The sequence below is a fragment of the Flavobacterium panacis genome (genome assembly GCF_024649945.1).
In the GTDB taxonomy this organism is placed as follows: domain Bacteria; phylum Bacteroidota; class Bacteroidia; order Flavobacteriales; family Flavobacteriaceae; genus Flavobacterium; species Flavobacterium panacis.
The window spans coordinates 421,300-443,637 of the sequence record NZ_JANKMS010000002.1 but is presented as its reverse complement, the minus strand read 5'-3'; the positions used below and the strand labels follow the sequence as shown (position 1 = coordinate 443,637).

Below are 22,338 nucleotides of genomic sequence, written 5' to 3'. Positions count from 1 at the left end.
AGGAAGCAGAAATCTCTTTTTTATAAGAAATCAAAATACTAAAGTTACTTTATTCACTTACTTTTTTATATTCAAAAGTACCCACTTCTGTATTGGTGATCACACGTTTTTGGCTATCAAAAGAATTTACAGTAAATACGACTGGAAGAATAACTGAAATAATAGTCAGTTGAGAATTGTCATCAGATAATTTCCATTTTGCTTTGTGTGATTCTTCGCCAATAACACTTTCGAAATCACCATTTTCTTTAAAAACCTGAAAAACCTGATCTGTTTTAAAACGTTTTTTAATATCTTTTTCTTTTCCGTTTTTAGTCCATTTTACCATTTGCCATTTTCCAATCAATTCTTTAGAAGTCTGTGCAGATACTGATAAGCCTATTAAAAATAAAAGAGAGAAGATTAATTTTTTCATTTTTTTGAAAGTTTAAAATTCTAAAATAAATATACTGAATTCTTTTAATTCGTAAGAAAACGACAGGTTAAGCTTTGATGAAAATGTAAAGCTATTATTTTAGTAATTTGACGATTTCAGTCAATTTCATTTTTGTAGCAATCTGAATTGGTTTTTTACCGTACGAAATGTCATCACCAGCATCAAATGTTTCGGGTTTGTTTTTATCTACTCCTCTTTGAAGCAGATATTTTACCATGTCAATGTTTTTATTTTTTATAGCAATAATCAGTGCTGTTTCACCATCATAATTGTGATAGTTTATTTCATCTTTATCTAATTTCAAAGCTTTCAAAACTTCATAATCAGATTTTCTAACGGCTTGTTCGAATACCCAAAATTTACCGCGAATATCTCCTCCGTCCTGATTGGCTCCTTTTTGCAATAATAATTTGGCACAATTATAAGACTGATAAAATCCCGCAATGTTAAACGACTTGTTCGAAATCTTTGCTCCTTTTTGAATAAAATACGAAAGAATTTCAAATGCTCCTTTTTCGGCAGCAGTATCTACAACAGACAAGGTCGGATTATTGATATTAGCACCGCCTTCTGTTAAAGCTTTTACAACAGTCAGATTCTTTTGCCAGATAGCAGCTTGCAGTGGTAAAATTTTATTTTTAGGTTCGTAATTGGCTGGAAATTTAGTTCCAATCATTTTAAGTACTTTTTGCGTGTTATCAGCAAAAATAGCATCATAAAATTCTTCAATTGTTTCTCTTGACGGAACCGGTATTTTTGTTTTGGTTTGTGCAATGGACTGACCAAAAATTGAGATTGTAAGAAGTAGAAGGATAGTTTTTAAATTTTTCATCATTTCAGATCGTTTTTGATTGTCTGGATTTACTGAATATTGGTTAAATGAAATGTTGCCGATTCTGGATTAAATTCATAATTCAATGTGTTTCCTTTAAAACAGCCATCAGTATCTTCTAATGAAGAATTACTGATTTCGATTTTTTTAGTTCCGATAAAAGAATATTCAAATCCGATTTTATTTTCCTCAAAAAAATCCAGACATTTTTTATCATTTTGATCCACCAAAATCGTTTTTAGAAAACCGTTGAAAAGCTTTTCCATCGATAAACTCATTAATTTTCCATTTACATATTCAAAAGCATGAAAATCGTTTCCATCTCCAACTTTGTCATCGGTAAGTACAATGTAGTTTTTAGTGCTTTTTTTATAAATAGATAAAATCCAAGATCCGTCAACAACTCCAATTTGGATCGTGTTTGGAGCTATTAAGGAAATATTGGAAAAATGATCGCGGGATGCCGTTGCATAATTATTTTTTTGAATGTTTTTTACAAATTCAATTCGGTCATTTTTAGGCCAAGACCAGCTTGACATGGTACTGTCTGGTAATAGGGTCAGAATATCAAATAAGTTTTTATGATCCTGATACGTAATTTTTAAAGTATCCGTTTTTCTGTCATTTTCTTCTTCAATGACAGATTCCGTATCATTCTGAATTTCTTTATTTGATCCTTTTGATTCCGGAGTTTGATTTTCTTTTTTGCAAGAAACAAAAATAGAAAGCAGTAAAACTAAAATGAGTCGTTTCATTACTATGTGTTTAATGTGAGTGAAATAGAATGTTAATTTTCCCAGTTTTCTATCAAATTATCGGCCCATAATTTTTGAGCAAATTCTTGAAAGGCTTTTGGAGCTTTTTTAAAGTTATCATCTAGTTTGTATTCGCCTCCAATAAATTGTTTTTTGCCATGATCATCAATTCCAACAGCAACTTTGCTTTCGCCACGAATTGCGTATTTTTGATTTCCTTCGTACATAATAATTTTCATATTACACGGACTTACATCTCCATGACAAACGGTTTTGTACATAAGCCATGTTTCTGCAATTCCGTTTTGGTTTAAATCAGTAACCTGAAAAGTATTTTTTACAAACGAAGCCACAATATCGACAGGACAGTCTGAAATAAAATCGTAAACTTTCCAGGTTTGTTTTGCTTCATTTCCCGAAATAATATAATGATAGGCAAATAATTCAGCATCAGAACCATCAGAATCATGTTCGAATTTTTTATTAATATGATAACCTGTTTCTGTAGTAATAACAATATTGTCTCCCGATTTGTCTTTCCAGCGAACGGCATTTTTTATAAAACCTTCATATTTTATTGATTCTGGAAATTGTGTCGAATCAATTTTTTCAACCTTCAATACAAAAGGTTCTTCTTTTGAAGATTCTTCAGTAGAAATATTGGTTTTGATTGCTTCTTTTTTATCTGTTTTACAGTTTGAAAACAACACAATACATAATAATAAAGACAGAATATTTTTCATGAAATAGTTTAAAGATTAATCAAATTGCATTTCGCTTTCTTCATCTAGTTGTTTTCTTTCTTCTTCAGTCATTCGGTCACGCAAAACTCGGATCGTATAGCCACCATGTAATTTTCCATTTACGAGATACATCCAGTCGCTAATTTTAGAAGCGTCAACCTCTATTTTGTCCCCCGATTTATACTCTGTAATGTATTCGGGTTCGTTGTTTAGAATTCCAGTATATTGACCATCTTTATAAACAATATCGCCAATCCACATATGTTCGATGCCTTTTTCATTTGAAAACTTAACTTTTAATGCGTGGCTGTCAGCGGTAGGATCCAATAGTCCTTTTTTGAAATCGTCTAAGGTTTCATTCGCTTGTAAAATAGCGGCGTTCATTTCTTCATCTTCGCTTTTTACTCCATAAATTGTTGGTTCGCCTTCTCTTTCAATTTTATTAGAATCTTTACAGCTGGCTAAACAAAGAATAGCTATTAAGATTAAAAATTTTGTTTGCATTTGTTGGTTGTATTAAAGTTGGTTTAAATAATTCATTTCTCTATTTGTATTCCTTGCCATTGAAAACCAGCTTTGTTGTTTCTTTTTTAATGGATTCTTTAGAAATACAATCATCATTTTTAAAAACGCTTTTTGTTTTGGTAATCTTGGTTTTTACAATGAGATTATTAAAATTATTGGTTTGTAGTTTGTCAATATCAATAGTAGAATTACTGTCTTCAAATTCTCCATTACATTTGGTATCCCATTCTCCACCATATCTTGAAATACTATAATTGTGAAGTACTTCTTTTAAAGAATTTTTATCAATAATATACAAAGATAGATTACTTTCACTGTAGGGATTTGGCTGACTTTGAGTTCGATAACTTACTCTTATTCCAAAAGCTCTTGTGGTTTTGTTTAAATGATACAGTCCAGTATCGACAGAAATATCAGTTAAAATCACGGCATCAGATGTCCATGCCTCAGGTTCAACAAATTTATAGATTATTTTTCCCGTTGCATTATCGATTACCAGTATATAAGCGTCTAAGACAAAATAATCGTCAGCTACTTCAGAAGCGTATTTTGGAACAACCACTACACTTTTAGTTTTATCATACGGCAATACTTTTTGACTGACAAGCTCAAGATTAATCTGTTTTTCTTTTAATTTGAGTTGTTTTAAAATAGTACTAAGATGATCTATATTTTGCGAAAATGAAAAGTGCATGCAAAACAGTAAAGCAAAGAAGAAGTATTTTCTCATTATCATTTTTCTTGGTTTTAAAAAATTAATATTCTTCTCTATACTTGATATATTCTGTTGTAAAAACGCCATCTGTTTGTTCGCTGTATTTTTCTACCCATTTTTTGTAATAATACTGAACATGTAAAGTATTGTTTTTAAGTGTCATTTTAGAAAATGGTTTGCCAATTTGCGGAATCTCTTTTAATCCAAAAGTTTCATCTGTTCCGTTATCAAATTTACAGTCCATTTCTCTAGCCCAAATCATTTCAAATTCAGTATTGCTTATTTTTCGAATGGGATAAAAATAAACGCATTGTCCATGATATTCGAAAGCCAGCGAAGTATCACCAATACTAAGTGAAACCATATCGTTTTTCCATTTTCCGGTAAAATCATTTGTTTTCTGAAAGCTTCTAATAAAACCGTCGTAATCAAAACCTTCCAGATAGGATATTTTCCATTCGTTATTCTCTTTTACAGTTTTGATGTTATACACAATTCCATCACCCCAACTCCAATTGTAGAATGCTTTATTGTTTTCTATCGAAAGATGCATGATCCAAATTTTATTTAAGAAATTATCAGGAGTGTCCTGGCAATTACACCAGGGACTTGCACCAGTACCAAATGGAGGCAGTTCGCCAACATTCCACTTTAGAGATCCATTTTTAAGATCAGTATCAATTTTTAGGGCAATTTTATTGTAATTCGCAATAAAATCTTTTGAAAATAAATGAGTGTTTTCAAGTTCTTTAAGTCGGGCTTTATGAAGTTTCATATCGATTCCGCTGTAAATACTATCTGTATTTTGATCTTCAATAGGACTGAAGTCGCTTCCTGTGCTTTTTTCTTCTGCCCATTGGTAAAGCTTCTTAGTGATTGCTAATAAAGCGATGCTATCATTTTTAGCGTCAGCTATGTTTGTGGTATCAGTAGCATTAACAATTTCTTTTTTCTGGATTGGCTCGTTTTTCTTACAGTTAATAAATAATAAGAATAAAGGCAAAAGTAAAAGTAGTTTCTTCATTTTTAATTGTAGAATCAAAGTCTTTTTAAGTTTGTGATTTTTAGGAAAAGAAGTTCTAATTGGTCAGTAATTTTTTAATCAAAACGATTTGTCCTAAATGATAATAACTATGTTCAATCATCGCTTCGATATTTCTTTTGTATGAACCGTATTTGATATCGACAAAACTTTCATCGAGTTTTTTATCAGGAATTTGTTCTACTAACGAAGCAAATTCTTCGGCAGCATTCCAGAATTGAGTTAGAAAAATATTCCATTCTTCCTGAGATTGAACAGGAGGGAAGTCGAAACTGAATTTGTCTTTTATATCTAGATTTCCGCCTTTAAAAACAGTATTTATTCCGTCTATATAATAATGAATATGTTGCGCCAAAGCAGCAATAGTATTTAAATTCTGAACAGGACTAACCGCAATTTTCCAATCCAGATTTTCAAGTTGATCTTTAAAATTGGTATTTGCAATCCAGGTTCCGTTTAAAATGACTTCTCTAAAACGATTTGCAATTTCGGATGTACTTTTCATATTCAGAATACTTTAGGTTCAATCACAATCTGTTTATTCTTGCTGAATCCATTCGTATTTACCGTTTTTTAGATAAATAACGCCACCGCCACAGCTTTCGTCAGCGTGAATAAAAATTCCGTCGTTTGGCAATTTTATTTTGTCCTCTTCTGCAACTTGTTCTTCACCAATAATTTCGCCATCATCATTTACATTATTAAAGTAAATTTCATGTTTAGGAGCTTTTTCAAAAATGCCAACCCAGTCAATTTCATCAAAACCTTGTTGCAGAATATCATTTCCAAAACCTAGAAAATCTGTTTTTTTTCCATTTCCATAAGTAATTTTCAGTCCGCTTTTTTTGTTTTTGGTACTTCTGAAGATTTCTACGGTTTCGTCTAAATTGTCTCCATCAAGATCGCATGTAATTTTGTTGGTTTTGTGTTTGGTCGAAAGCAAAATTGTATCAGATTGTGGAGTTTCAGGTTCTTCTTTTGGAGAAATAGATACACTGTCTTTTGTTATAGTTTTTGGAGTTTCGGTTTCCGTTTTTGTTTCTTTTTTACAAGAAATAGTAAGTACTGATAAAAGGATTAAAGTTCTAATTTTCATATTAGGCATTTTTGGCTTGGATAAAATTTAAAATGCTAATATAGAAAATTATGTACGAAATTCCGTCTTTTAAATTGTAGGACTGAGTATGCTAGAGCGTGTTTTTTCAGATTCTCTCTATTTTTTTTTAATATATTTCAAACACCAATGTTGATTTTCGGCTTTATATTTTCCAAACCATTTAGAAGGTTTGTAAAGTAAAGTTACAACAGAAATCCAGATCAGATAAATTGCCTCCAGCTTTAGCTGGAGGTCAGCATATAATAATAAAAAAGGCTTTAGCCAAAATTTATTCATTTGACTAAAGCCCGCTCTAGACTTTCTATATAAACCTCCAACTAAAGCTGGAGGCAATTGATTTTTTTATTATTTTCTAATCTTCACTTGATACACAATCTCCCAAAAAATAATTGATAAAACAGCATTGGCAAAAATGGCCGTTTTAACCTGATACGGATCATAATCTATAAAAAGATGAAGATTGGTAAATTGCAAAGCCAGAAATAAAGATAAAGCGGCAATTCCAACCGCACAGATTATATTTAAAAGCGGCTTCCATTTTAAAGCGAAAAAAGCATATATCAGATTAAAAACAGCGAATCCGCAACCAAGAGTGATATAAGGATCTGTTTTTAATATTTGCCCAAGCGATAGGAAAAACTGAGTTGCAGTTAGATATAAAAAGAAGAGTATAGAATAAAGCAGGATTCGTATTTGCAGTTTCATTTTTTGTAATGTTTAAAATGTATTTTTTTTGAAATACGAAGATACTACTAAATGTTTTAAATGCAGTTATGATAAGGACTGAGACTTATTTCCAAAAATTCTTGACTTCTACAAAATATTCTTCATTATCTTCTGCATCACTGTATACATACAAATTATCCCAATGAATAGTACCTCCAATTTTAACGAAGATTTTATAATACCCTGTAGTAAGAGTTGTTATATCAAGTTTAGTAGTATTTGCAGGTAAATCATTGTAAGAAAGCGTAGCGTTTGAGGCAATAGATTGTTCACTATACAAATCGCTCTTTAAGATAGTACTAAACTGAACATCTTGATAAATTTTTTCAGGTTTTGCGGGTACAAACCAAACTCCTGTAATGTTTCCTTGCGTTGAAATATAAAGATAATTGTTGTTACGCGCAGGATTAGGGTAAATTAAAAAGTTGTTTTTTATCAAAACATTTGGGTTTCCGAGTTTTAATCCTAAGTCATCTGTAGTTGATCTAAAATTAATTCCTGTTACCAGATTTATAGAAGTTTTGTCGGTTTTAGGTGTATCGTCGTTGCTACAGCTTATGGCTAAAATCGAAATAAGTATAAGTAATGTTTTTTTCATTAATGGATTGTTCTATTTTTTGTAATGTATTCAGTAAATATTTTGTAGAATTTATTTTTTATGGAAGAATGTTCTCCACTTTAGTTTCCGATTTTTCCTTTAACGGACTATCAGATTTCAAACTCCAAATGACTAGAAATTTTCCTTTTGCAATATATTCTTCTGGATGTTCGTCTGTTGGTTCTCCGGCTTTTCCCCAGAGTAAACCTTGCAGGAATCGATCACCTTTAAAAACGTGTTCAAATTCAAAATACATGATCGAACCACTGTCTCCTTTGCTTTTAAAACTTTGAATGGCTTTACTTTTTACAGTTCCAACAATATTAATATAGGTTTGAATGTCGTTATAGAAAGTACAAGCTTGTGGTGTAATGCAAATATTTCCGTCGCTTACAGCATAATTTCTAGGAATTTCTTTTGGTTTTAGTTTTAAATCAGCAATGGTTTGGCTGAATAGATTTGTTGTAAATACTAGGAGTAGGGTTGATAGGGGGATTGTGAATTTCATTTGTTTTGGGGATTGATTTGGTAGGCTAAAATTAGTTTTTTTATTTTTTTATCACTTTAACTTCTTTCTCTTTTTCATCATAATATAAGAGATCCTTATTTTTTTCAAACCAAGATCTCCATTTTTTTATAGTTTTATCTGGTGGAAATACAGGCATATCAAATGGTTGTTCCATCTTATAAGTAATGCCAGTAATATCTATTAAAAACTTTCGAGCTTCATAAACTTTGTTTAAACTTATTGATTCATTTTTATTTTTTGCTAACCTTTCAAACGATTCGAGATTATCTAGAAAAATTGACTGAGCATTTTGTGCGTTTATTTTGATTGAAAAAGAAACCAGAATGATAAAAAAAAGCAGAATTAGTTTTTTCATAGTTTTGTTTTTAGTTTTAAAAAAAAAACACAAAATCATAAGATATTTGTGTTTTCATAAATTTATATTCTATAGGAAGTTATTTTCCTTTTAGTAACTTTTCTAAATACTCCACTTTGTCTTTTTCAGCCTGAACCAAACGTTCGTAAAGTTCTACAACTTTATCAAGTGGATTGAAATTGCAATTGACATTGTTGTTACCACTTCCTTGAGCACTAGAACTGTGATCGTAAAAATTATTGAAAAAATTGAAAACAGCTTCTTCAGAAAAATTCTCAATCGCTTCTACCGTAACACCAAGTGCTTCTGCAATATTGGCAAGTTTTTCTTGATCAACACTTTCGCTGTTTTCAATCATAGAAATTGCCTGCTGGTTCGAGCCAATTGCTTGTGCAAGCGCTTCCTGCTTCATACCTTTAAGCTCTCTAATTCGGCTGATATTTCTACCGATATGTCTTGGTTTTGTTGTTGTGCTCATATTTCAAAGGTATTTAAATTTTTCTGAAACAAAAATATGATTTTTCTTATTTAAATAAGTTAAACTTTCTTAGAATCGTTAGCGCGGATTTGCAATCCGTGCCCACAAAGAGAATCAATGAAGAGGAACGTGCTCATCTTTGCGGGCACGGATTGCAAATCCGCGCTAACGGGGTTTGAGATTAAATAAGTATGGTTATACTTGCGAGGGCTTCGACTTCACTCAGCCTGATAAAAAATGAATAATAAAATAAATCTGTCCAATCTGCGAAATCTGCGAGAAACAAAAACAAAAAAATCCCGCCTCAATTAAGAAACGGGACTTCGTAGATATTCTCTTTTTTTTATTTTTAAACTGTTGCAGCAATTTCTTCTGGCAACGGAATTTGATTTTTAAGTAAATCTTCGAAAGTTTCGTGAGCACGAATCAAGATTCCTTTTCCGTCTTTCCAAAGAACTTCGGCTGGTTTGTATCTTGAGTTGTAGTTCGAAGACATTGAGAAACAGTAAGCTCCAGCGTTTCTGAAAACTAAAATGTAGTTTTATTTTATTATACATTAATGGAACTTTTTTTAAAATTTATAAAGCCATTTATTACCTAATATTGTCGGCCTGTTTTATTCGGATCTTTAAGATCAATCCAGAAAATATGGATAGGTTCGTTTTCATCTGCTTGTCCATTATTATTAGTGTCTAGTTTTGCAAAAACATACATAAAGTCATTGCCTGAATCATATTCGGATTTAAAAACAGAATAATTTTCGGGAATAAGTGCTTTTTGTTTTTCTCCATTTATATTGAATAGATAAAGTCGTCTTAGATCTTTAAGATTGATAAAGCCATCTTTGTTTGTGTCTTGATTATAAACAGAAACCATAAAATATTCTCTAGTAGTAATAGGTTTGTTATTTAATGTATCTTTAGAAAATGCAGGATAGTAAAGTGTTTTAATCAAGACAGAATTTTTAAAAAAAGTTTTTTGTTTTCTTTCTTGAATGTCATAATGCGAAATATTTACCATATTATATCCATAAACGGCTCCAATCCCTGGCATTAAATTATTATTCCAATTATTTTCAGAACCCTTTTCATTTTCAGCATATCTATAAATATGAGTATTTGAACCTGTAAAAGTTGATTTGTCTTTTTTGTTTACGTTTACTTTGTATATTGTTGTAAGTCTTACATTTGGGACACCTGTTAATAACACATCAGTTGGTTGAGTGTTAAATTTTAGCGAATCACTTTTAATTCCGTTCGATTGTTCGTTAATAGAATCGTCATTTGAACTAACTTGGAAACCTTTTTCATCTATTTTTTTATTAGAGCAACTGGCTATTAAGGATACTAGAATTAAGGCTGATACTATAGTTTGTAGATTTTTCATCGCATTTAAATTTTTCTTTTTTTTGAATTTACTTATTAATTTAATTAGTTTTTATTACAATGATTACTTTTGTCATTCATCCATTTTTTTAATTTTAATTATTGGAGCAATATAATAATTTTGTAGTTTAATTCTTGTTTTTTTTGGAGATGTTTTTTTGAGTATATGGGTATTGAACTTTTGTGAAATGGAGGGTAGTAAAATATATAACTGAGCTTGATAGACAGAGGGAGACAAAAATGATAATGAATTTCAGGTTGATATACTGTCCGGAGCTTCGGGTTAGATTGCTTTTAAGAACAATCTACATTTAGGCTGATTTTTTCTATTTTGTTTAGTCAGAATATTATAAATCAGAAATCTATAATAAAAAAATCCCGCCTCAATTAAGAAACGGGATTAAAGTGATATTCTCTTTTTTTTTATTTTTAAACTGTTGCAGCGATTTCTTCTGGCAACGGAATTTGATTTTTAAGTAAATCTTCGAAAGTTTCGTGAGCACGAATCAAGATTCCTTTTCCGTCTTTCCAAAGAACTTCGGCTGGTTTGTATCTTGAATTGTAGTTTGACGACATTGAGAAACAGTATGCTCCAGCGTTTCTGAAAGCTAAAATATCTCCTTCAGTAATTTCTGGAATTCTACGGTTGTTTGCAAAAGTATCTGTTTCGCAAATGTATCCTACAACAGAGTAAAAACGCTCTTTTCCTTTTGGGTTAGAGATGTTTTCAATGTGGTGTGAAGATCCGTACAACATTGGACGAATCAAGTGGTTGAAACCACTGTCAACTCCAGCAAATACTGTTGATGTAGTTTGTTTTACTACGTTTACTTTTACTAAGAAATGACCTGCTTCACTCACCAAGAATTTTCCTGGTTCGAAAATCAGCGTTAAATCTCTTCCGTATTCTGTACAGAAAGCGTTGAATCTTTTAGATAATTTTTTACCTAATTCTTCGATGTCTGTTTCGATATCGTCTTTTTTGTAAGGCACTTTGAATCCGCTTCCGAAATCTAAGAATTGTAAATCTTTGAAATGTTTAGCTGTATCAAATAGAATTTCAGCAGCATACAAGAATACTTCGATATCTAAAATATCAGATCCTGTGTGCATGTGAATTCCGACAATGCTCATTTTTGTGTTCTCCACAATTCGCAAAATATGCGGAATTTGGTGAACAGAGATTCCGAATTTACTATCGATATGTCCAACAGAAATATTAGCATTTCCACCCGCCATTACGTGCGGATTGATACGAATACATACTGGAATATGAGGATGTTTTGTTCCGAATTGCTCTAAAATAGATAAATTGTCGATATTGATTTGTACACCCATTGCGGCAACTTCTTCGATTTCTTCTAAAGAAACTCCGTTTGGTGTAAAGAAAATTTTGTCAGGATCATAGCCAGCATGAAGTCCTAACTGAACTTCCTGAATTGATACAGTATCTAAGCCAGACCCCATGTTCTTTAATAACTGAAGAATCGCAACGTTAGACAATGCCTTCATGGCGTAATTAACTCTTAAGTTCTCAACCTTAGAGAAAGCTTTAGTTAATCTGTTGTACTGAGATTGGATTTTTTCAGCATCGTAAACATACAATGGACTTCCAAATTGGTCTGCTAACTGCAGTAAATCTTTTGCTTGCATTTTTAAACTTATTTTGAGCAAAGTTATTACTCTTTTGAGTAACTGCAAATTAATTGCAGAAAAATAACAAATTATAACAAATTGTTTGTTTTTAAACAAAAAGTTGCTGTTTTTGAGATTTTATAACTCTTTTTAAGATACTAAGGTTCTGAGATGCTAAGATACTAAGTTTTTTTGCCACGAATTCCACGAATTCCACTAATTTATATTGGAAGGTGTAAATAATTTTAAACAATTTTTTCGCAATTATTATTGAGCATAGCCCACGGTTTCAACCGTGGGAAACGTATTGTTGCGTATAGTTGAGGATTTGAATTGCGTTCCCACGGTTGAAACCGTGGGCTATTTTTTTTGATAGAAAGAGAAAAATAAAAATTAGTGCAATTCGTGGAATTCGTGGCAAACAAAAAAACAAAACCCCTGAATGTAAATTCAAGGGTTTGTCAAATAGTATGTGTTGTTGTTTTTTGTAGTTTTAATTTTTAGTTCTACACATGAAGTATGTAAGAAAAACTTAGAATCTTAGCAACTTAGCATCTCAGAACCTTAAAAATTACAAGCTAGGAAGATCTCCTTTTCCTTTAGTAGGCAAGTTTGTAGATCCCATTAGGAATAAATCTACTTCTCTTGCTGCTTCGCGACCTTCTGAAATAGCCCATACAATTAATGATTGTCCTCTTCTCATATCACCAGCAGTGAAAATGTGAGGAACGTTTGTCTGATAGTTGTGTGCTTTATAGTTGCTTCTCATATCAGTTTCGATGCCCAACTGCTCGCTTAATGTTTTCTCCGGACCTGTAAATCCAAGAGCTAACAACGCTAAGTCGCAAGGCCAGATTTTCTCAGAACCTTCTTTTTCGATCAATTCTGGTCTTTGACCTGGAGTCATTTTCCATTGTACTTCAACCGTTTTCAATCCTGTTAATTCCCCTTTTTCGTTAGAGATGAATTCTTTAGTATTGATTAACCAGTTTCTGTCACAACCTTCTTCGTGAGAAGAAGATGTCTTCAACTGTAACGGCCAGAAAGGCCATGGAGTTGTTTCGCTTCTTCCAACTGGAGGTTTTGGTAAAATCTCAAAGTTAGTTACTGATTTTGCACCGTGTCTGTTAGAAGTTCCGATACAGTCAGAACCGGTATCTCCACCACCAATAACGATTACATCTTTACCAGTAGCTTTAACTTGGTCTGGAATAGATTCTCCAAATAAAACTTTAGTTTGTTGAGTCAAGAAATCCATTGCTTGAACAACACCTTTACTTTCGATTCCTTTAGTTGGCAAGCTTCTTCTTTCAGTTGCTCCTCCGCATAAAACGATAGAATCGAATTGGTTTAATTCTTCAACGCTGAAGTTAACTCCAACATTTACATTAGTTTTGAAAGTGATTCCTTCTGCTTCAAGAACAACTACACGACGATCGATAATTCCTTTTTCTAATTTGAAGTTTGGAATTCCGTAACGTAATAAGCCTCCAATTGCATTATCTCTTTCAAAAACAGTTACAGTGTGACCTGCTCTGTTTAATTGCTGAGCCGCCGCAAGACCAGCAGGTCCTGAACCAATAACAGCAACAGTTTTTCCTGTTCTAGTTTTTGGTGGTTGTGGTTTAATCCATCCTTCGGCAAAACCTCTTTCGATAATGCTTTTCTCAATGTTTTCGATAGAAACTGGATCTTTGATGATTCCTAACACACATGATTTCTCACATGGAGCAGGGCATAAACGACCTGTAAATTCAGGGAAGTTGTTAGTAGACTGCAAAATCTCTAATGCACTCTGCCATTCTTCCTGATGTACCATGTCGTTGAAGTCAGGAATTAAATTTCCTAACGGACATCCACTGTGGCAAAAAGGAATACCACAGTCCATACATCTTGATCCTTGTTCTTTTAATTTATCTTTTGGTACCGGAATAGTAAATTCGTTGTAGTTGGAAACACGTTCTGCAACTGCTAAATTACTTTCGTCGGCTCTATTATATTCTTTAAATCCGCCTATTTTACCCATGACATTTTTAATAAATTTAGTTGTGAGTTGTGAAATGTGAGAGGTGAAGTTTGAAAACTTAGCACCTCTGCACCTTTGTACCTCAGAATCTCTTAATTAGCTATTAATTCTTCTATTTGTTTTTCTTCTGCAATTCGTTTTAATGCTTTTTTGTAATCTGTCGGCATTACTTTTACGAAGTGCTGTTGTTCATTTTTCCAGTCTGCTAAAATTCTCTTAGCTAATGGACTGCTGGTGTACAATGAATGGTTTTTGATCAGTTTTCTTAGTTTAGTAACGTCCTCTTCTTCCAACGGATCGAATGCAACCATTTCCATGTTACAAACTGTCGAATCGAATTTTTTGTTTGGATCGTAAATGTAAGCTACACCACCACTCATACCAGCAGCGAAGTTTCTTCCAGTTTTTCCTAAAACTACAACTGTACCACCTGTCATGTACTCGCATCCGTGATCTCCAATTCCTTCTACAACTGCTGTTGCTCCAGAGTTTCTCACACAGAAACGTTCTCCTGCGATACCATTAATATAAGCCTCTCCGGTAATAGCTCCGTAAAGGGCAACGTTCCCGATAATGATGTTGTCTTCAGGTTTGAAAGTCGCAGTAGGAGGTACTTTTACAATTAGTTTTCCTCCAGAAAGACCTTTTCCTAAGTAATCATTACAGTTTCCGTGAATTTTAAATGACAATCCGTTTGTTGCGAATGCACCAAAACTTTGTCCGGCAGAACCTTCAAAATCAACTAAAATAGTGTCATCTGGTAATCCTTGTGCGCCATAAATTTTTGAGATTTCGTTACTCAAAATCGCACCTACAGAACGGTCTGTATTTTTGATTTTGAAGGTAACTCTCGTTTTCTCTTTTCTATAGATAGATGGAATAGCTTCTTTGATGATGTCGAAATCCAATACATTTTCAAGAGCGTGATCTTGAGTAGTTGTATTATGATTTGGAACTGTTTTCGCTTTTTCCGGTTTGTATAGAATAGTCGATAAGTCTAAACCATTAGCTTTATAATGTTTGATAGCTTTGTCTACGTTTAATTTTTGAGACTGACCTACCATTTCTTTTAAAGTTCTAAAACCTAACTGAGCCATGATTTCTCTTAACTCTTCAGCAATAAAATACATGAAGTTGATTACGTGCTCTGGAGTTCCTTTGAAATTTTTTCTCAATTCAGGATCCTGAGTTGCAATACCAACAGGGCAAGTATTTAAGTGACAAGCTCTCATCATGATACAGCCAGAAGCTACAAGTGGAGCAGTAGCAAATCCGAATTCTTCAGCACCTAATAAAGCTGCGATCGCCACGTCACGTCCTGTTTTCAACTGTCCGTCACATTCTAAAACTACACGGCTTCTTAAGTCGTTCAAGATAAGCGTTTGTTGTGCTTCAGCTAAACCAAGTTCCCATGGAATACCTGTGTGCTGTAATGAAGTTAATGGTGCAGCACCAGTTCCTCCATCATAACCAGAGATTAAGATAACGTCAGCTTTTGCTTTTGCAACACCGGCAGCAATTGTTCCAACTCCAACTTCAGAAACCAGTTTTACGTTGATACGAGCTTCACGGTTTGCATTTTTCAAATCATAAATCAACTGAGATAAATCCTCAATAGAGTAGATATCGTGGTGAGGCGGAGGTGAAATCAAACCTACATAAGGCGTAGAGTTTCTAGTTTCAGCAATCCAAGGCACTACTTTTTCTCCAGGTAACTGTCCACCTTCTCCAGGTTTTGCTCCCTGAGCCATTTTGATTTGGATTTCTTTAGCGTTTGTCAAATAGTTGATCGAAACACCAAAACGTCCTGACGCAACTTGTTTGATTGCAGAGTTTCTAGAATCTCCGTTAATTTCTTTCTGGAAACGTTTAGGATCTTCTCCACCTTCTCCAGAGTTACTTTTTCCACCAATTCTGTTCATTGCAATCGCTAAGTTCTCATGCGCTTCTCTAGAGATAGACCCGTAAGACATTGCTCCAGTTTTGAATTTCTTAACGATTTCTGTCCAAGGCTCTACTTCATCAATAGAAATTGGATCTAAATTGTTGAATTCAAATAAACCTCTAATCGTCATTAAGTTTGAGCTTTGCTCGTTTACAGCATTAGCATATTCTTTATAGCTTTCTGGGCTGTTTAAACGAACTGCTTGTTGTAATTTAGAAATCGTAGTTGGGTTAAACATGTGTTTTTCGCCACCACGTCTCCATCTGTAAATACCTCCAATTTCAAGAGAAAGCAAGTTTGCGATTTTTGAATTTGGGAAAGCTTTTTGGAAACGTTTCTTCACTTCTTTTTCCACTTCCATTAAACCAATTCCTTCGATTCTTGAAGGTGTGTAAGGGAAATATTTAGATGTAAATGTTTTGTTTAATCCTAAAATCTCGAAAATTTGAGCAGCTCTGTACGAATGTAAAGTAGAGATACCAATTTTGTTCATGATTTTTACGATTCCTTTTGCGATTGCTTTGTTGTAGTTTACAACTGCGTAATCAGCTTTTACTTTTGTAATGAAACCTTTTTCAACTTGATCGTGAATGATTTCGTTTACCATGTAAGGGTTGATCGCACTTGCGCCATATCCGAACAATAAAGCAAAATGATGCGGTTCGCGTGGTTCAGCAGATTCGATGATGATTCCGAATTTAGAACGAACTTGTAAAATGTTCAAAGAGTGGTGAATGTAAGAACAAGCCAATAACATAGGGATTGGAGCTAATTGTTCGCTTACACCTCTATCTGACAAGATGATGATATTGCATCCTTCTTCAACAGCTTTAAAAGTCGCTTGAACACATTTTTCAAGAGCACGCTCTAAACCGTTAACTCCTTTTTCTATTTTATATAAAGTAGAAATAGTAGCCGATTTGAAATCTGCGTGATCGATATTTCTAATTTTATCCAAATCCTCATTAGAAACAACTGGATTTTGGATTTTTAATTTTTTACATTGTTTAGATTCGATTTCGAAAATATTGAAATCTCCACCAATTGCTAAACTGATGTCCGTAATGATCTCTTCACGAATACCATCCAAAGGCGGGTTAGTAACCTGAGCAAACAATTGTTTGAAGTAGTTGTACAACAATTGCGGCTGATCTGATAATACAGCTAACGGTGTATCGTTACCCATAGAACTGATGGCTTCAGCTCCGTCGCTACCCATTGGGTTGATGATTGTTTTTAAATCTTCAATTGTATAACCAAACAAACGTTGTCTTGTTAAGAAATCTAATTTTTCAACAGGAGTAGGGTTGTTGGTGTAAGGAACGCTAGCAAGAGGCAATAAGTTTTCGTCAACCCATTGTTTGTAAGGACGTTTTGTAACTATCGCTTTCTTAACTTCCTCGTCTTCGATGATACGACCTTCATTCATATCAACCAAGAACATTTTTCCTGGCTCTAAACGACCGTGTTGAATTACATCTTCTGGATCTATATCTAATACACCAATTTCAGATGACATAATTACGAATCCGCTATGTGTTAAAGTATAACGAGAAGGACGTAAACCATTTCTATCTAATAATGCACCAATTACGTTACCATCAGTAAACGGAATAGAAGCAGGACCATCCCAAGGCTCCATGATACAAGCATTGTACTCATAGAAAGCTCTTTTTTCTTCAGACATTGTTTGGTGTTTTTCCCAAGCTTCAGGAACTACCATCATCATTGCCTCTGGAAGTGAACGACCAGTCATTAATAAAAGTTCAACCACCATATCCATAGAAGCAGAATCTGATTTTCCTTCTAAGATAATTGGGAATAATTTTTTGATATCATCGCCAAAAACGTTGCTTTGCATAAGCTCTTCACGAGCACGCATACGGCTTACGTTTCCACGAAGTGTATTGATCTCACCATTATGACACATGTATCTAAACGGTTGAGCTAAGTCCCAAGATGGGAATGTATTTGTAGAGAAACGTTGGTGTACAAGTGCAAGACGTGTAACCAAATCTGGATCTTTCAAATCTATATAATAACGGCTGATGTCTTCCGGCATCAATAGACCTTTATATATTATAGTAGTGGTCGATAAACTAGTAAAATAAAACATATGGCTTTCAGAAGTTTTAGATCCTCTTACGGCATGTTCAGCAATTTTTCTAGCTGCAAAAAGTTTTGCATTAAATTCATTTTCAGTTAAATCCTGACCGTTTTTAGAAACGAAAACTTGTTTAACTGTTGGTTCTTTTTCTGCGGCGATTTCACCTAAATTTTCAACGTCAACTGGCACATCTCTCCAACCTAAAACTTTTAAGTTCTGATCTTTAATTGTTGCCTCAAATGCATTAATACAAAAAGAAACCTGGTTTTTGCTTTTTGGTAAAAAAACCATTCCTACTGCGTACTCACGTGCTTCAGGGATTTCAAAGTCACATACTTTCTTAAAAAAATCATGAGGAATGTCGAATAAAATTCCAGCTCCGTCTCCAGTTCTACCATCAGAACTAACGGCACCACGATGTTCTAATTTAATTAAGATGTCTAATGCTTTGTGAATAATATCATTTGACTTAATACCATTCAAATTACAAATAAATCCTGCACCACAATTGTCGTGTTCAAATTCAGGCAGATAAAGCCCTTGTTCTTTAACTCTCATTCTTGATATTTTTTTTACAAAAATACAGATTTCGTTAAACATAATGTATTGAAATTATATAATCGCTTTCATTTTTGTTGTTATATTAGAAAAAGGGTTCTTAAATGATAAAATTATCAGATAAAGCATTACGAATTATCAAAATCATAATTGCTAATAAAATATATTAAGAAAAATCGTCGCTTAGCTATTGAATCCAGTGAAATTTTTGTTAAATATCAAACGTTTTAGTGGTTTTGTGTTAACATTAACAAATTGTTTCGTTAACGATTTGTTTGCGTTGTTAAAATTTCAACGCTTAATACCTATAGGTAACATTTATTTAATTGAAAAAGATTTTCCTATTAAGTTGTTATTTGTTACTTTTGTCGCACTTTTATTCTGAAATAAATTCAGAACCAGACAAATTCTATATTATGAACATACACGAATATCAAGGAAAAGAAATTTTAGCGAGTTACGGAGTACGCGTACAACGCGGAATTGTGGCTAACAATGCGGTTGAAGCTGTGGCTGCTGCAAAACAATTAACTGCCGAAACTGGTACAGGATGGCATGTAATAAAAGCACAAATTCACGCAGGTGGTCGTGGAAAAGGTGGTGGAGTTAAGCTGGCAAAAAACTTACAACAAGTTGAGGAGTTAGCAGAACAAATCATCGGAATGCAATTGATTACACCTCAGACTCCGCCAGAAGGTAAAAAAGTAAACAAAATATTAGTAGCTGAAGATGTTTACTATCCTGGAGAAAGCGAAACTTCTGAGTTTTATGTTTCTGTTTTATTGAATAGAGGTACAGGACGCAACATGATTATGTATTCTACTGAAGGTGGAATGGATATCGAAGAAGTTGCTGAGCACACTCCACACTTAATCTTTACTGAAGAAGTTGATCCTTCTGTAGGTTTGCAAGGTTTCCAAGCTAGAAGAATTGCTTTTAACTTAGGACTTTCTGGAAATGCTTTCAAAGAAATGGTGAAATTCATCGACGCACTTTACAATGCTTACATTGGTTCTGATGCTTCTATGTTTGAAATCAACCCAGTTTTAAAAACTTCTGATAACAAAATCTTAGCTGTAGATGCTAAAGTAAATATCGACGATAACGCTTTATACAGACAACCTAAATATGCTGAAATGAGAGATATCCGTGAGGAGAATCCAATCGAAGTTGAAGCTAAAGAAGTTGGTCTTAACTATGTTGACCTTGACGGTACTGTAGGATGTATGGTAAACGGAGCTGGTCTTGCTATGGCAACTATGGACTTAATTAAATACGCTGGTTTTGAGCCTGCTAACTTCCTTGACGTAGGAGGAACTGCTGATGCTAAGCGTGTTGAAACAGCTTTCAGAATTATCTTGAAAGATCCAAACGTAAAAGCGATCTTAATTAACATTTTCGGTGGTATCGTTCGTTGTGACCGTGTTGCTCAAGGTGTTGTTGACGCTTACAAAAACATGGGTGATGCTATCAATGTGCCAATTATCGTTCGTTTGCAAGGAACAAATGCTGAAATTGCAAAAGAATTAATTGACAACTCTGGTATGCCAATCTTATCTGCAGTTCAATTCCAAGAAGCTGCTGACCAAGTTAAAGCTGCTCTTTCTTAATTAAATAAGAAATCAATTTATATAGAAAACCATTCCGAAAGGAATGGTTTTTTTGTTATTAAGATTAAAGGATTTAGAAAATGATTCAGATACACAAAATAATTAAAAATTGTTTTTTCAAAATACTAATTCTAGACTTGTTTTTATTACTACTCTATTGGTATTATCAACCATTTTGCGAACCTTGTCTGGATAATTATGATTGTCCTCCTTGTATCTCGTCAGAACAATACTTTATAATTTATCTGGGTTTAATATTGAATGTTTTATCATGCGTTTATTGCTTTTTTAATCGCAAAGCACGCAAGGATTTTTAACTGTGAGATTTAATGTAAACACAAGTTCGCAAAGCTATATCCAAATAACTTTGCGAACTTTGTGTAAATCTTTGCACTCTTTGCGGTTGTTAGAAAACCAAAAGTATTATTTCAAAACAGTTGATAAATCCACAATTTCGAATACAGGATCGTGCATTATATATTCTCTAATCACTGCAGCATGACCAGCTCCAACTAAAACCATTATTTTGTTATCTGTACTTTCAGTTAATTTCTGAATTAAAGAATACATATATAAGTTTCTTTTGTACCAATTTGAAACCAAAGATGGTCCTGTAAAATCATCTGGATTTCCAGCTCTGTTTGCTACTTCCAAATACCATCGAAGGTTTTCATTTTCGGCTTGTTTGGTATTGTAATACAGCATCATTTCTTGTAAAGTGCTTTTTCTGATTTTTTCGTTATGTTGTTTTTCAAAATTTTCTGTTGTCAACTTATTTTTCTCCATCAAATCTTTCTGGTTGGCTTTTTCCATTGACATCATTAAACTGTCATATTGGAAAGAAGTGTAAAGATTCATTCCGTATAATCTTTTATGATTCAGTTTTTTAGCCGTGCGAAGTGCCAGTTGTGTTATTTCGCTTTTATTATTTTTAAAAAGACTATCGGTGTTTTTATTGTAAAACTTGTCTAAGTCGGTTTGTTTCTTAAATTCCCATTCTACAAAAATTTTATCGGGACCAAATTTTTTGATTTTGTCACTCATAATCTCAAGTTCTTTTTGACTCTTTTCAGACATGATGTTGAAATTATTTAGTTGAGCAACATCAAGACCTGGATTAGCATAATGAAAAGTACCGACCAGTAGAATCTGCTTTTTCTTAGTTTGAGCAGATGTCATGTTAAATGTAATAAGAGCTAGTAATAGAATGATTTTTTTCATGATTTTTTGTTTTTATGGATAATGTATATCGTTCTCGTATATTAAATATGATTGCTTGTTTTTCGGTTAAAAAAGCTATTATTTCAAAACAGTTGATAATTCTATAATTTCGAATTCAGGATCATGCGCTAAAAAGTCTCTAATAATTGAAGCATGTCCGCCACCAACTAAAACCATTATTTTATTATCTGTGCTTTCAGTTAATTTCTGAATTAAAGAATACATATATAAATTTCTTTTGTACCAATTTGAAACCAAAGAAGCTCCTGTGAAATCATCTGGATTTCCAGCTCTGTTGGCTACTTCCAAATACCACTGAATATTTTTATCAAGAGTCTCTTTTTGATTGTTGTAAAGCATAAGATTGATTAGAGAATTTTTACTGATTTGTTCATTGTCAGCCTTCTCGTATCCTTTTTTAGTCTCATTGCTTCTTTTCATTAAATCCTTCTGATTCGCTTTTTCCATTGACATCATTAAACTGTCATAAGGAAAACGAGTACGATAATCAATTCCATACATTTTTTTATGATTCAGTTTCTTAGCAGTACGTAACGCTAACTGAGTAATTTCATTCGGATCTTTTTTAAGTAAACTGTCGGTATTTTTATTGTAAAATTTGTCTAATTCTACTTGTTTACTAAATTTCCATTCTACAAATATTTTATCTGGACCAAATTTTTTGATTTTATCACTCATTATTTCGAGTTCTTTTTGGCTTTTTTCAGACATTACATTGAAAGTTTTAATCTTAGCAATATCGTTTCCTGGATTTGCGTAATGAAAAGTTCCAATTAATAAAATTTGTTTTTTCTTGCCTTGTTGAGCAAAAGTGATGTTAAATGTAATAAAGGCTAATAGTAAAATGATTTTTTGCATGATGGTTTGTTTTTAATTCATGGCAAATATATTCCGACTTTTAGAGGCAATTTTTTGTTTTTGATGAACACAGGATTTCATTTTATAAACACATGAAATTTGTGATGGAATATTTTGGTGT

At 33.0% G+C, this 22,338-nt stretch carries 21 protein-coding genes and 1 pseudogene; 1 reads left to right on the top strand and 21 read right to left on the bottom strand.

The genetic code is table 11. The features are described from left to right. Nucleotides 1–49: 49 nt before the first annotated feature. From NQQ59_RS06960 to gltB, 19 genes and pseudogenes are all read right to left on the bottom strand, one after another. Complete coding sequence (locus NQQ59_RS06960; protein WP_144214931.1) at nucleotides 50–415, bottom strand: hypothetical protein; 366 nt, start codon at nucleotides 413–415, stop codon at nucleotides 50–52. 94 nt (nucleotides 416–509) lie between these two features. Next, the gene (locus NQQ59_RS06955; RefSeq protein ID WP_144214930.1) at nucleotides 510–1,271 is read right to left on the bottom strand and encodes an ankyrin repeat domain-containing protein; all 762 of its coding nucleotides are present in this window, start codon (nucleotides 1,269–1,271) and stop codon (nucleotides 510–512) included. A 26-nt stretch (nucleotides 1,272–1,297) separates the two neighbouring features. Further along, on the bottom strand, nucleotides 1,298–2,023 hold the full coding sequence (locus NQQ59_RS06950) for a hypothetical protein (protein WP_144214929.1): 726 nt from the start codon (nucleotides 2,021–2,023) through the stop codon (nucleotides 1,298–1,300). Between the two features lie 32 nt (nucleotides 2,024–2,055). After that, entirely contained in the window at nucleotides 2,056–2,766 is a 711-nt protein-coding gene (locus NQQ59_RS06945) for a M949_RS01915 family surface polysaccharide biosynthesis protein (protein WP_144214928.1), read from the bottom strand. A gap of 15 nt (nucleotides 2,767–2,781) precedes the next feature. Then, nucleotides 2,782–3,270 (bottom strand): YegJ family protein, encoded by a 489-nt coding sequence (locus NQQ59_RS06940; protein ID WP_144214927.1) that lies wholly within the window; start codon nucleotides 3,268–3,270, stop codon nucleotides 2,782–2,784. A 40-nt stretch (nucleotides 3,271–3,310) separates the two neighbouring features. Then, nucleotides 3,311–4,027: a PA3715 family protein gene (locus tag NQQ59_RS06935; protein ID WP_144214926.1), complete on the bottom strand. Its 717-nt coding sequence runs from the start codon at nucleotides 4,025–4,027 to the stop codon at nucleotides 3,311–3,313. 19 nt (nucleotides 4,028–4,046) lie between these two features. After that, nucleotides 4,047–5,030 carry a hypothetical protein gene (locus NQQ59_RS06930; RefSeq protein WP_144214925.1) on the bottom strand — a complete coding sequence of 328 codons (984 nt, stop codon included), beginning with the start codon at nucleotides 5,028–5,030 and terminating at the stop codon, nucleotides 4,047–4,049. A gap of 55 nt (nucleotides 5,031–5,085) precedes the next feature. Further along, nucleotides 5,086–5,553 carry a DinB family protein gene (locus NQQ59_RS06925; protein ID WP_144214924.1) on the bottom strand — a complete coding sequence of 156 codons (468 nt, stop codon included), beginning with the start codon at nucleotides 5,551–5,553 and terminating at the stop codon, nucleotides 5,086–5,088. 33 nt (nucleotides 5,554–5,586) lie between these two features. Further along, nucleotides 5,587–6,144, bottom strand: coding sequence for a hypothetical protein (locus NQQ59_RS06920; RefSeq protein WP_144214923.1), 558 nt, complete (start codon nucleotides 6,142–6,144; stop codon nucleotides 5,587–5,589). Nucleotides 6,145–6,510: 366 nt separating this feature from the next. Beyond that, nucleotides 6,511–6,870: a hypothetical protein gene (locus tag NQQ59_RS06915; protein WP_144214922.1), complete on the bottom strand. Its 360-nt coding sequence runs from the start codon at nucleotides 6,868–6,870 to the stop codon at nucleotides 6,511–6,513. An 85-nt stretch (nucleotides 6,871–6,955) separates the two neighbouring features. Beyond that, nucleotides 6,956–7,489 (bottom strand): hypothetical protein, encoded by a 534-nt coding sequence (locus tag NQQ59_RS06910; protein ID WP_144214921.1) that lies wholly within the window; start codon nucleotides 7,487–7,489, stop codon nucleotides 6,956–6,958. Between the two features lie 58 nt (nucleotides 7,490–7,547). Next, a complete protein-coding gene (locus NQQ59_RS06905; protein WP_144214920.1) occupies nucleotides 7,548–7,997 on the bottom strand; it encodes a hypothetical protein in 450 nt (149 codons plus the stop codon). Between the two features lie 40 nt (nucleotides 7,998–8,037). Beyond that, nucleotides 8,038–8,373 carry a hypothetical protein gene (locus NQQ59_RS06900; RefSeq protein WP_144214919.1) on the bottom strand — a complete coding sequence of 112 codons (336 nt, stop codon included), beginning with the start codon at nucleotides 8,371–8,373 and terminating at the stop codon, nucleotides 8,038–8,040. A gap of 79 nt (nucleotides 8,374–8,452) precedes the next feature. Further along, nucleotides 8,453–8,851 (bottom strand): helix-turn-helix domain-containing protein, encoded by a 399-nt coding sequence (locus tag NQQ59_RS06895; protein ID WP_144214918.1) that lies wholly within the window; start codon nucleotides 8,849–8,851, stop codon nucleotides 8,453–8,455. Nucleotides 8,852–9,200: 349 nt separating this feature from the next. Then, a pseudogene (locus NQQ59_RS06890) lies at nucleotides 9,201–9,386 on the bottom strand (diaminopimelate decarboxylase); the annotation flags it as partial. Between the two features lie 62 nt (nucleotides 9,387–9,448). Then, nucleotides 9,449–10,237, bottom strand: a complete 789-nt coding sequence (locus NQQ59_RS06885) for a hypothetical protein (protein WP_144214917.1) — start codon at nucleotides 10,235–10,237, stop codon at nucleotides 9,449–9,451. Between the two features lie 428 nt (nucleotides 10,238–10,665). Further along, complete coding sequence (lysA, locus tag NQQ59_RS06880) at nucleotides 10,666–11,889, bottom strand: diaminopimelate decarboxylase (RefSeq protein ID WP_144214916.1); 1,224 nt, start codon at nucleotides 11,887–11,889, stop codon at nucleotides 10,666–10,668. A gap of 553 nt (nucleotides 11,890–12,442) precedes the next feature. Then, complete coding sequence (locus NQQ59_RS06875) at nucleotides 12,443–13,897, bottom strand: glutamate synthase subunit beta (protein ID WP_144214915.1); 1,455 nt, start codon at nucleotides 13,895–13,897, stop codon at nucleotides 12,443–12,445. A gap of 92 nt (nucleotides 13,898–13,989) precedes the next feature. Further along, nucleotides 13,990–18,507, bottom strand: a complete 4,518-nt coding sequence (gene gltB, locus NQQ59_RS06870; RefSeq protein WP_144214914.1) for a glutamate synthase large subunit — start codon at nucleotides 18,505–18,507, stop codon at nucleotides 13,990–13,992. Nucleotides 18,508–18,923: 416 nt separating this feature from the next. On the opposite strand from gltB, the gene sucC reads away from it, so the two are divergent. Then, the gene (sucC, locus tag NQQ59_RS06865) at nucleotides 18,924–20,117 is read left to right on the top strand and encodes an ADP-forming succinate--CoA ligase subunit beta (protein ID WP_144214913.1); all 1,194 of its coding nucleotides are present in this window, start codon (nucleotides 18,924–18,926) and stop codon (nucleotides 20,115–20,117) included. Between the two features lie 423 nt (nucleotides 20,118–20,540). On the opposite strand, the gene NQQ59_RS06860 is transcribed toward sucC, so the two are convergent. Together NQQ59_RS06860 and NQQ59_RS06855 are read right to left on the bottom strand one after the other, a co-directional pair. Further along, nucleotides 20,541–21,338, bottom strand: a complete 798-nt coding sequence (locus NQQ59_RS06860; protein WP_144214912.1) for a DUF5694 domain-containing protein — start codon at nucleotides 21,336–21,338, stop codon at nucleotides 20,541–20,543. A 78-nt stretch (nucleotides 21,339–21,416) separates the two neighbouring features. Continuing rightward, the gene (locus NQQ59_RS06855; protein ID WP_144214911.1) at nucleotides 21,417–22,217 is read right to left on the bottom strand and encodes a DUF5694 domain-containing protein; all 801 of its coding nucleotides are present in this window, start codon (nucleotides 22,215–22,217) and stop codon (nucleotides 21,417–21,419) included. Between the last annotated feature and the right edge of the window lie 121 nt (nucleotides 22,218–22,338).

Bases quoted from the DNA above. Each gene is read 5' to 3' on its own strand.
- NQQ59_RS06910 (WP_144214921.1), bottom strand. From the start codon at position 7,489: ATGAAAAAAACATTACTTATACTTATTTCGATTTTAGCCATAAGCTGT.
- NQQ59_RS06895 (WP_144214918.1), bottom strand. From the start codon at position 8,851: ATGAGCACAACAACAAAACCAAGACATATCGGTAGAAATATCAGCCGA.
- NQQ59_RS06875 (WP_144214915.1), bottom strand. From the start codon at position 13,897: ATGGGTAAAATAGGCGGATTTAAAGAATATAATAGAGCCGACGAAAGT.
- NQQ59_RS06935 (WP_144214926.1), bottom strand. From the start codon at position 4,027: ATGATAATGAGAAAATACTTCTTCTTTGCTTTACTGTTTTGCATGCAC.
- NQQ59_RS06950 (WP_144214929.1), bottom strand. From the start codon at position 2,023: ATGAAACGACTCATTTTAGTTTTACTGCTTTCTATTTTTGTTTCTTGC.
- gltB (WP_144214914.1), bottom strand. From the start codon at position 18,507: ATGAGAGTTAAAGAACAAGGGCTTTATCTGCCTGAATTTGAACACGAC.
- NQQ59_RS06920 (WP_144214923.1), bottom strand. From the start codon at position 6,144: ATGAAAATTAGAACTTTAATCCTTTTATCAGTACTTACTATTTCTTGT.
- NQQ59_RS06940 (WP_144214927.1), bottom strand. From the start codon at position 3,270: ATGCAAACAAAATTTTTAATCTTAATAGCTATTCTTTGTTTAGCCAGC.
- sucC (WP_144214913.1), top strand. From the start codon at position 18,924: ATGAACATACACGAATATCAAGGAAAAGAAATTTTAGCGAGTTACGGA.
- lysA (WP_144214916.1), bottom strand. From the start codon at position 11,889: ATGCAAGCAAAAGATTTACTGCAGTTAGCAGACCAATTTGGAAGTCCA.
- NQQ59_RS06860 (WP_144214912.1), bottom strand. From the start codon at position 21,338: ATGAAAAAAATCATTCTATTACTAGCTCTTATTACATTTAACATGACA.
- NQQ59_RS06945 (WP_144214928.1), bottom strand. From the start codon at position 2,766: ATGAAAAATATTCTGTCTTTATTATTATGTATTGTGTTGTTTTCAAAC.
- NQQ59_RS06925 (WP_144214924.1), bottom strand. From the start codon at position 5,553: ATGAAAAGTACATCCGAAATTGCAAATCGTTTTAGAGAAGTCATTTTA.
- NQQ59_RS06900 (WP_144214919.1), bottom strand. From the start codon at position 8,373: ATGAAAAAACTAATTCTGCTTTTTTTTATCATTCTGGTTTCTTTTTCA.
- NQQ59_RS06955 (WP_144214930.1), bottom strand. From the start codon at position 1,271: ATGATGAAAAATTTAAAAACTATCCTTCTACTTCTTACAATCTCAATT.
- NQQ59_RS06855 (WP_144214911.1), bottom strand. From the start codon at position 22,217: ATGCAAAAAATCATTTTACTATTAGCCTTTATTACATTTAACATCACT.
- NQQ59_RS06885 (WP_144214917.1), bottom strand. From the start codon at position 10,237: ATGAAAAATCTACAAACTATAGTATCAGCCTTAATTCTAGTATCCTTA.
- NQQ59_RS06930 (WP_144214925.1), bottom strand. From the start codon at position 5,030: ATGAAGAAACTACTTTTACTTTTGCCTTTATTCTTATTATTTATTAAC.
- NQQ59_RS06905 (WP_144214920.1), bottom strand. From the start codon at position 7,997: ATGAAATTCACAATCCCCCTATCAACCCTACTCCTAGTATTTACAACA.
- NQQ59_RS06915 (WP_144214922.1), bottom strand. From the start codon at position 6,870: ATGAAACTGCAAATACGAATCCTGCTTTATTCTATACTCTTCTTTTTA.
- NQQ59_RS06960 (WP_144214931.1), bottom strand. From the start codon at position 415: ATGAAAAAATTAATCTTCTCTCTTTTATTTTTAATAGGCTTATCAGTA.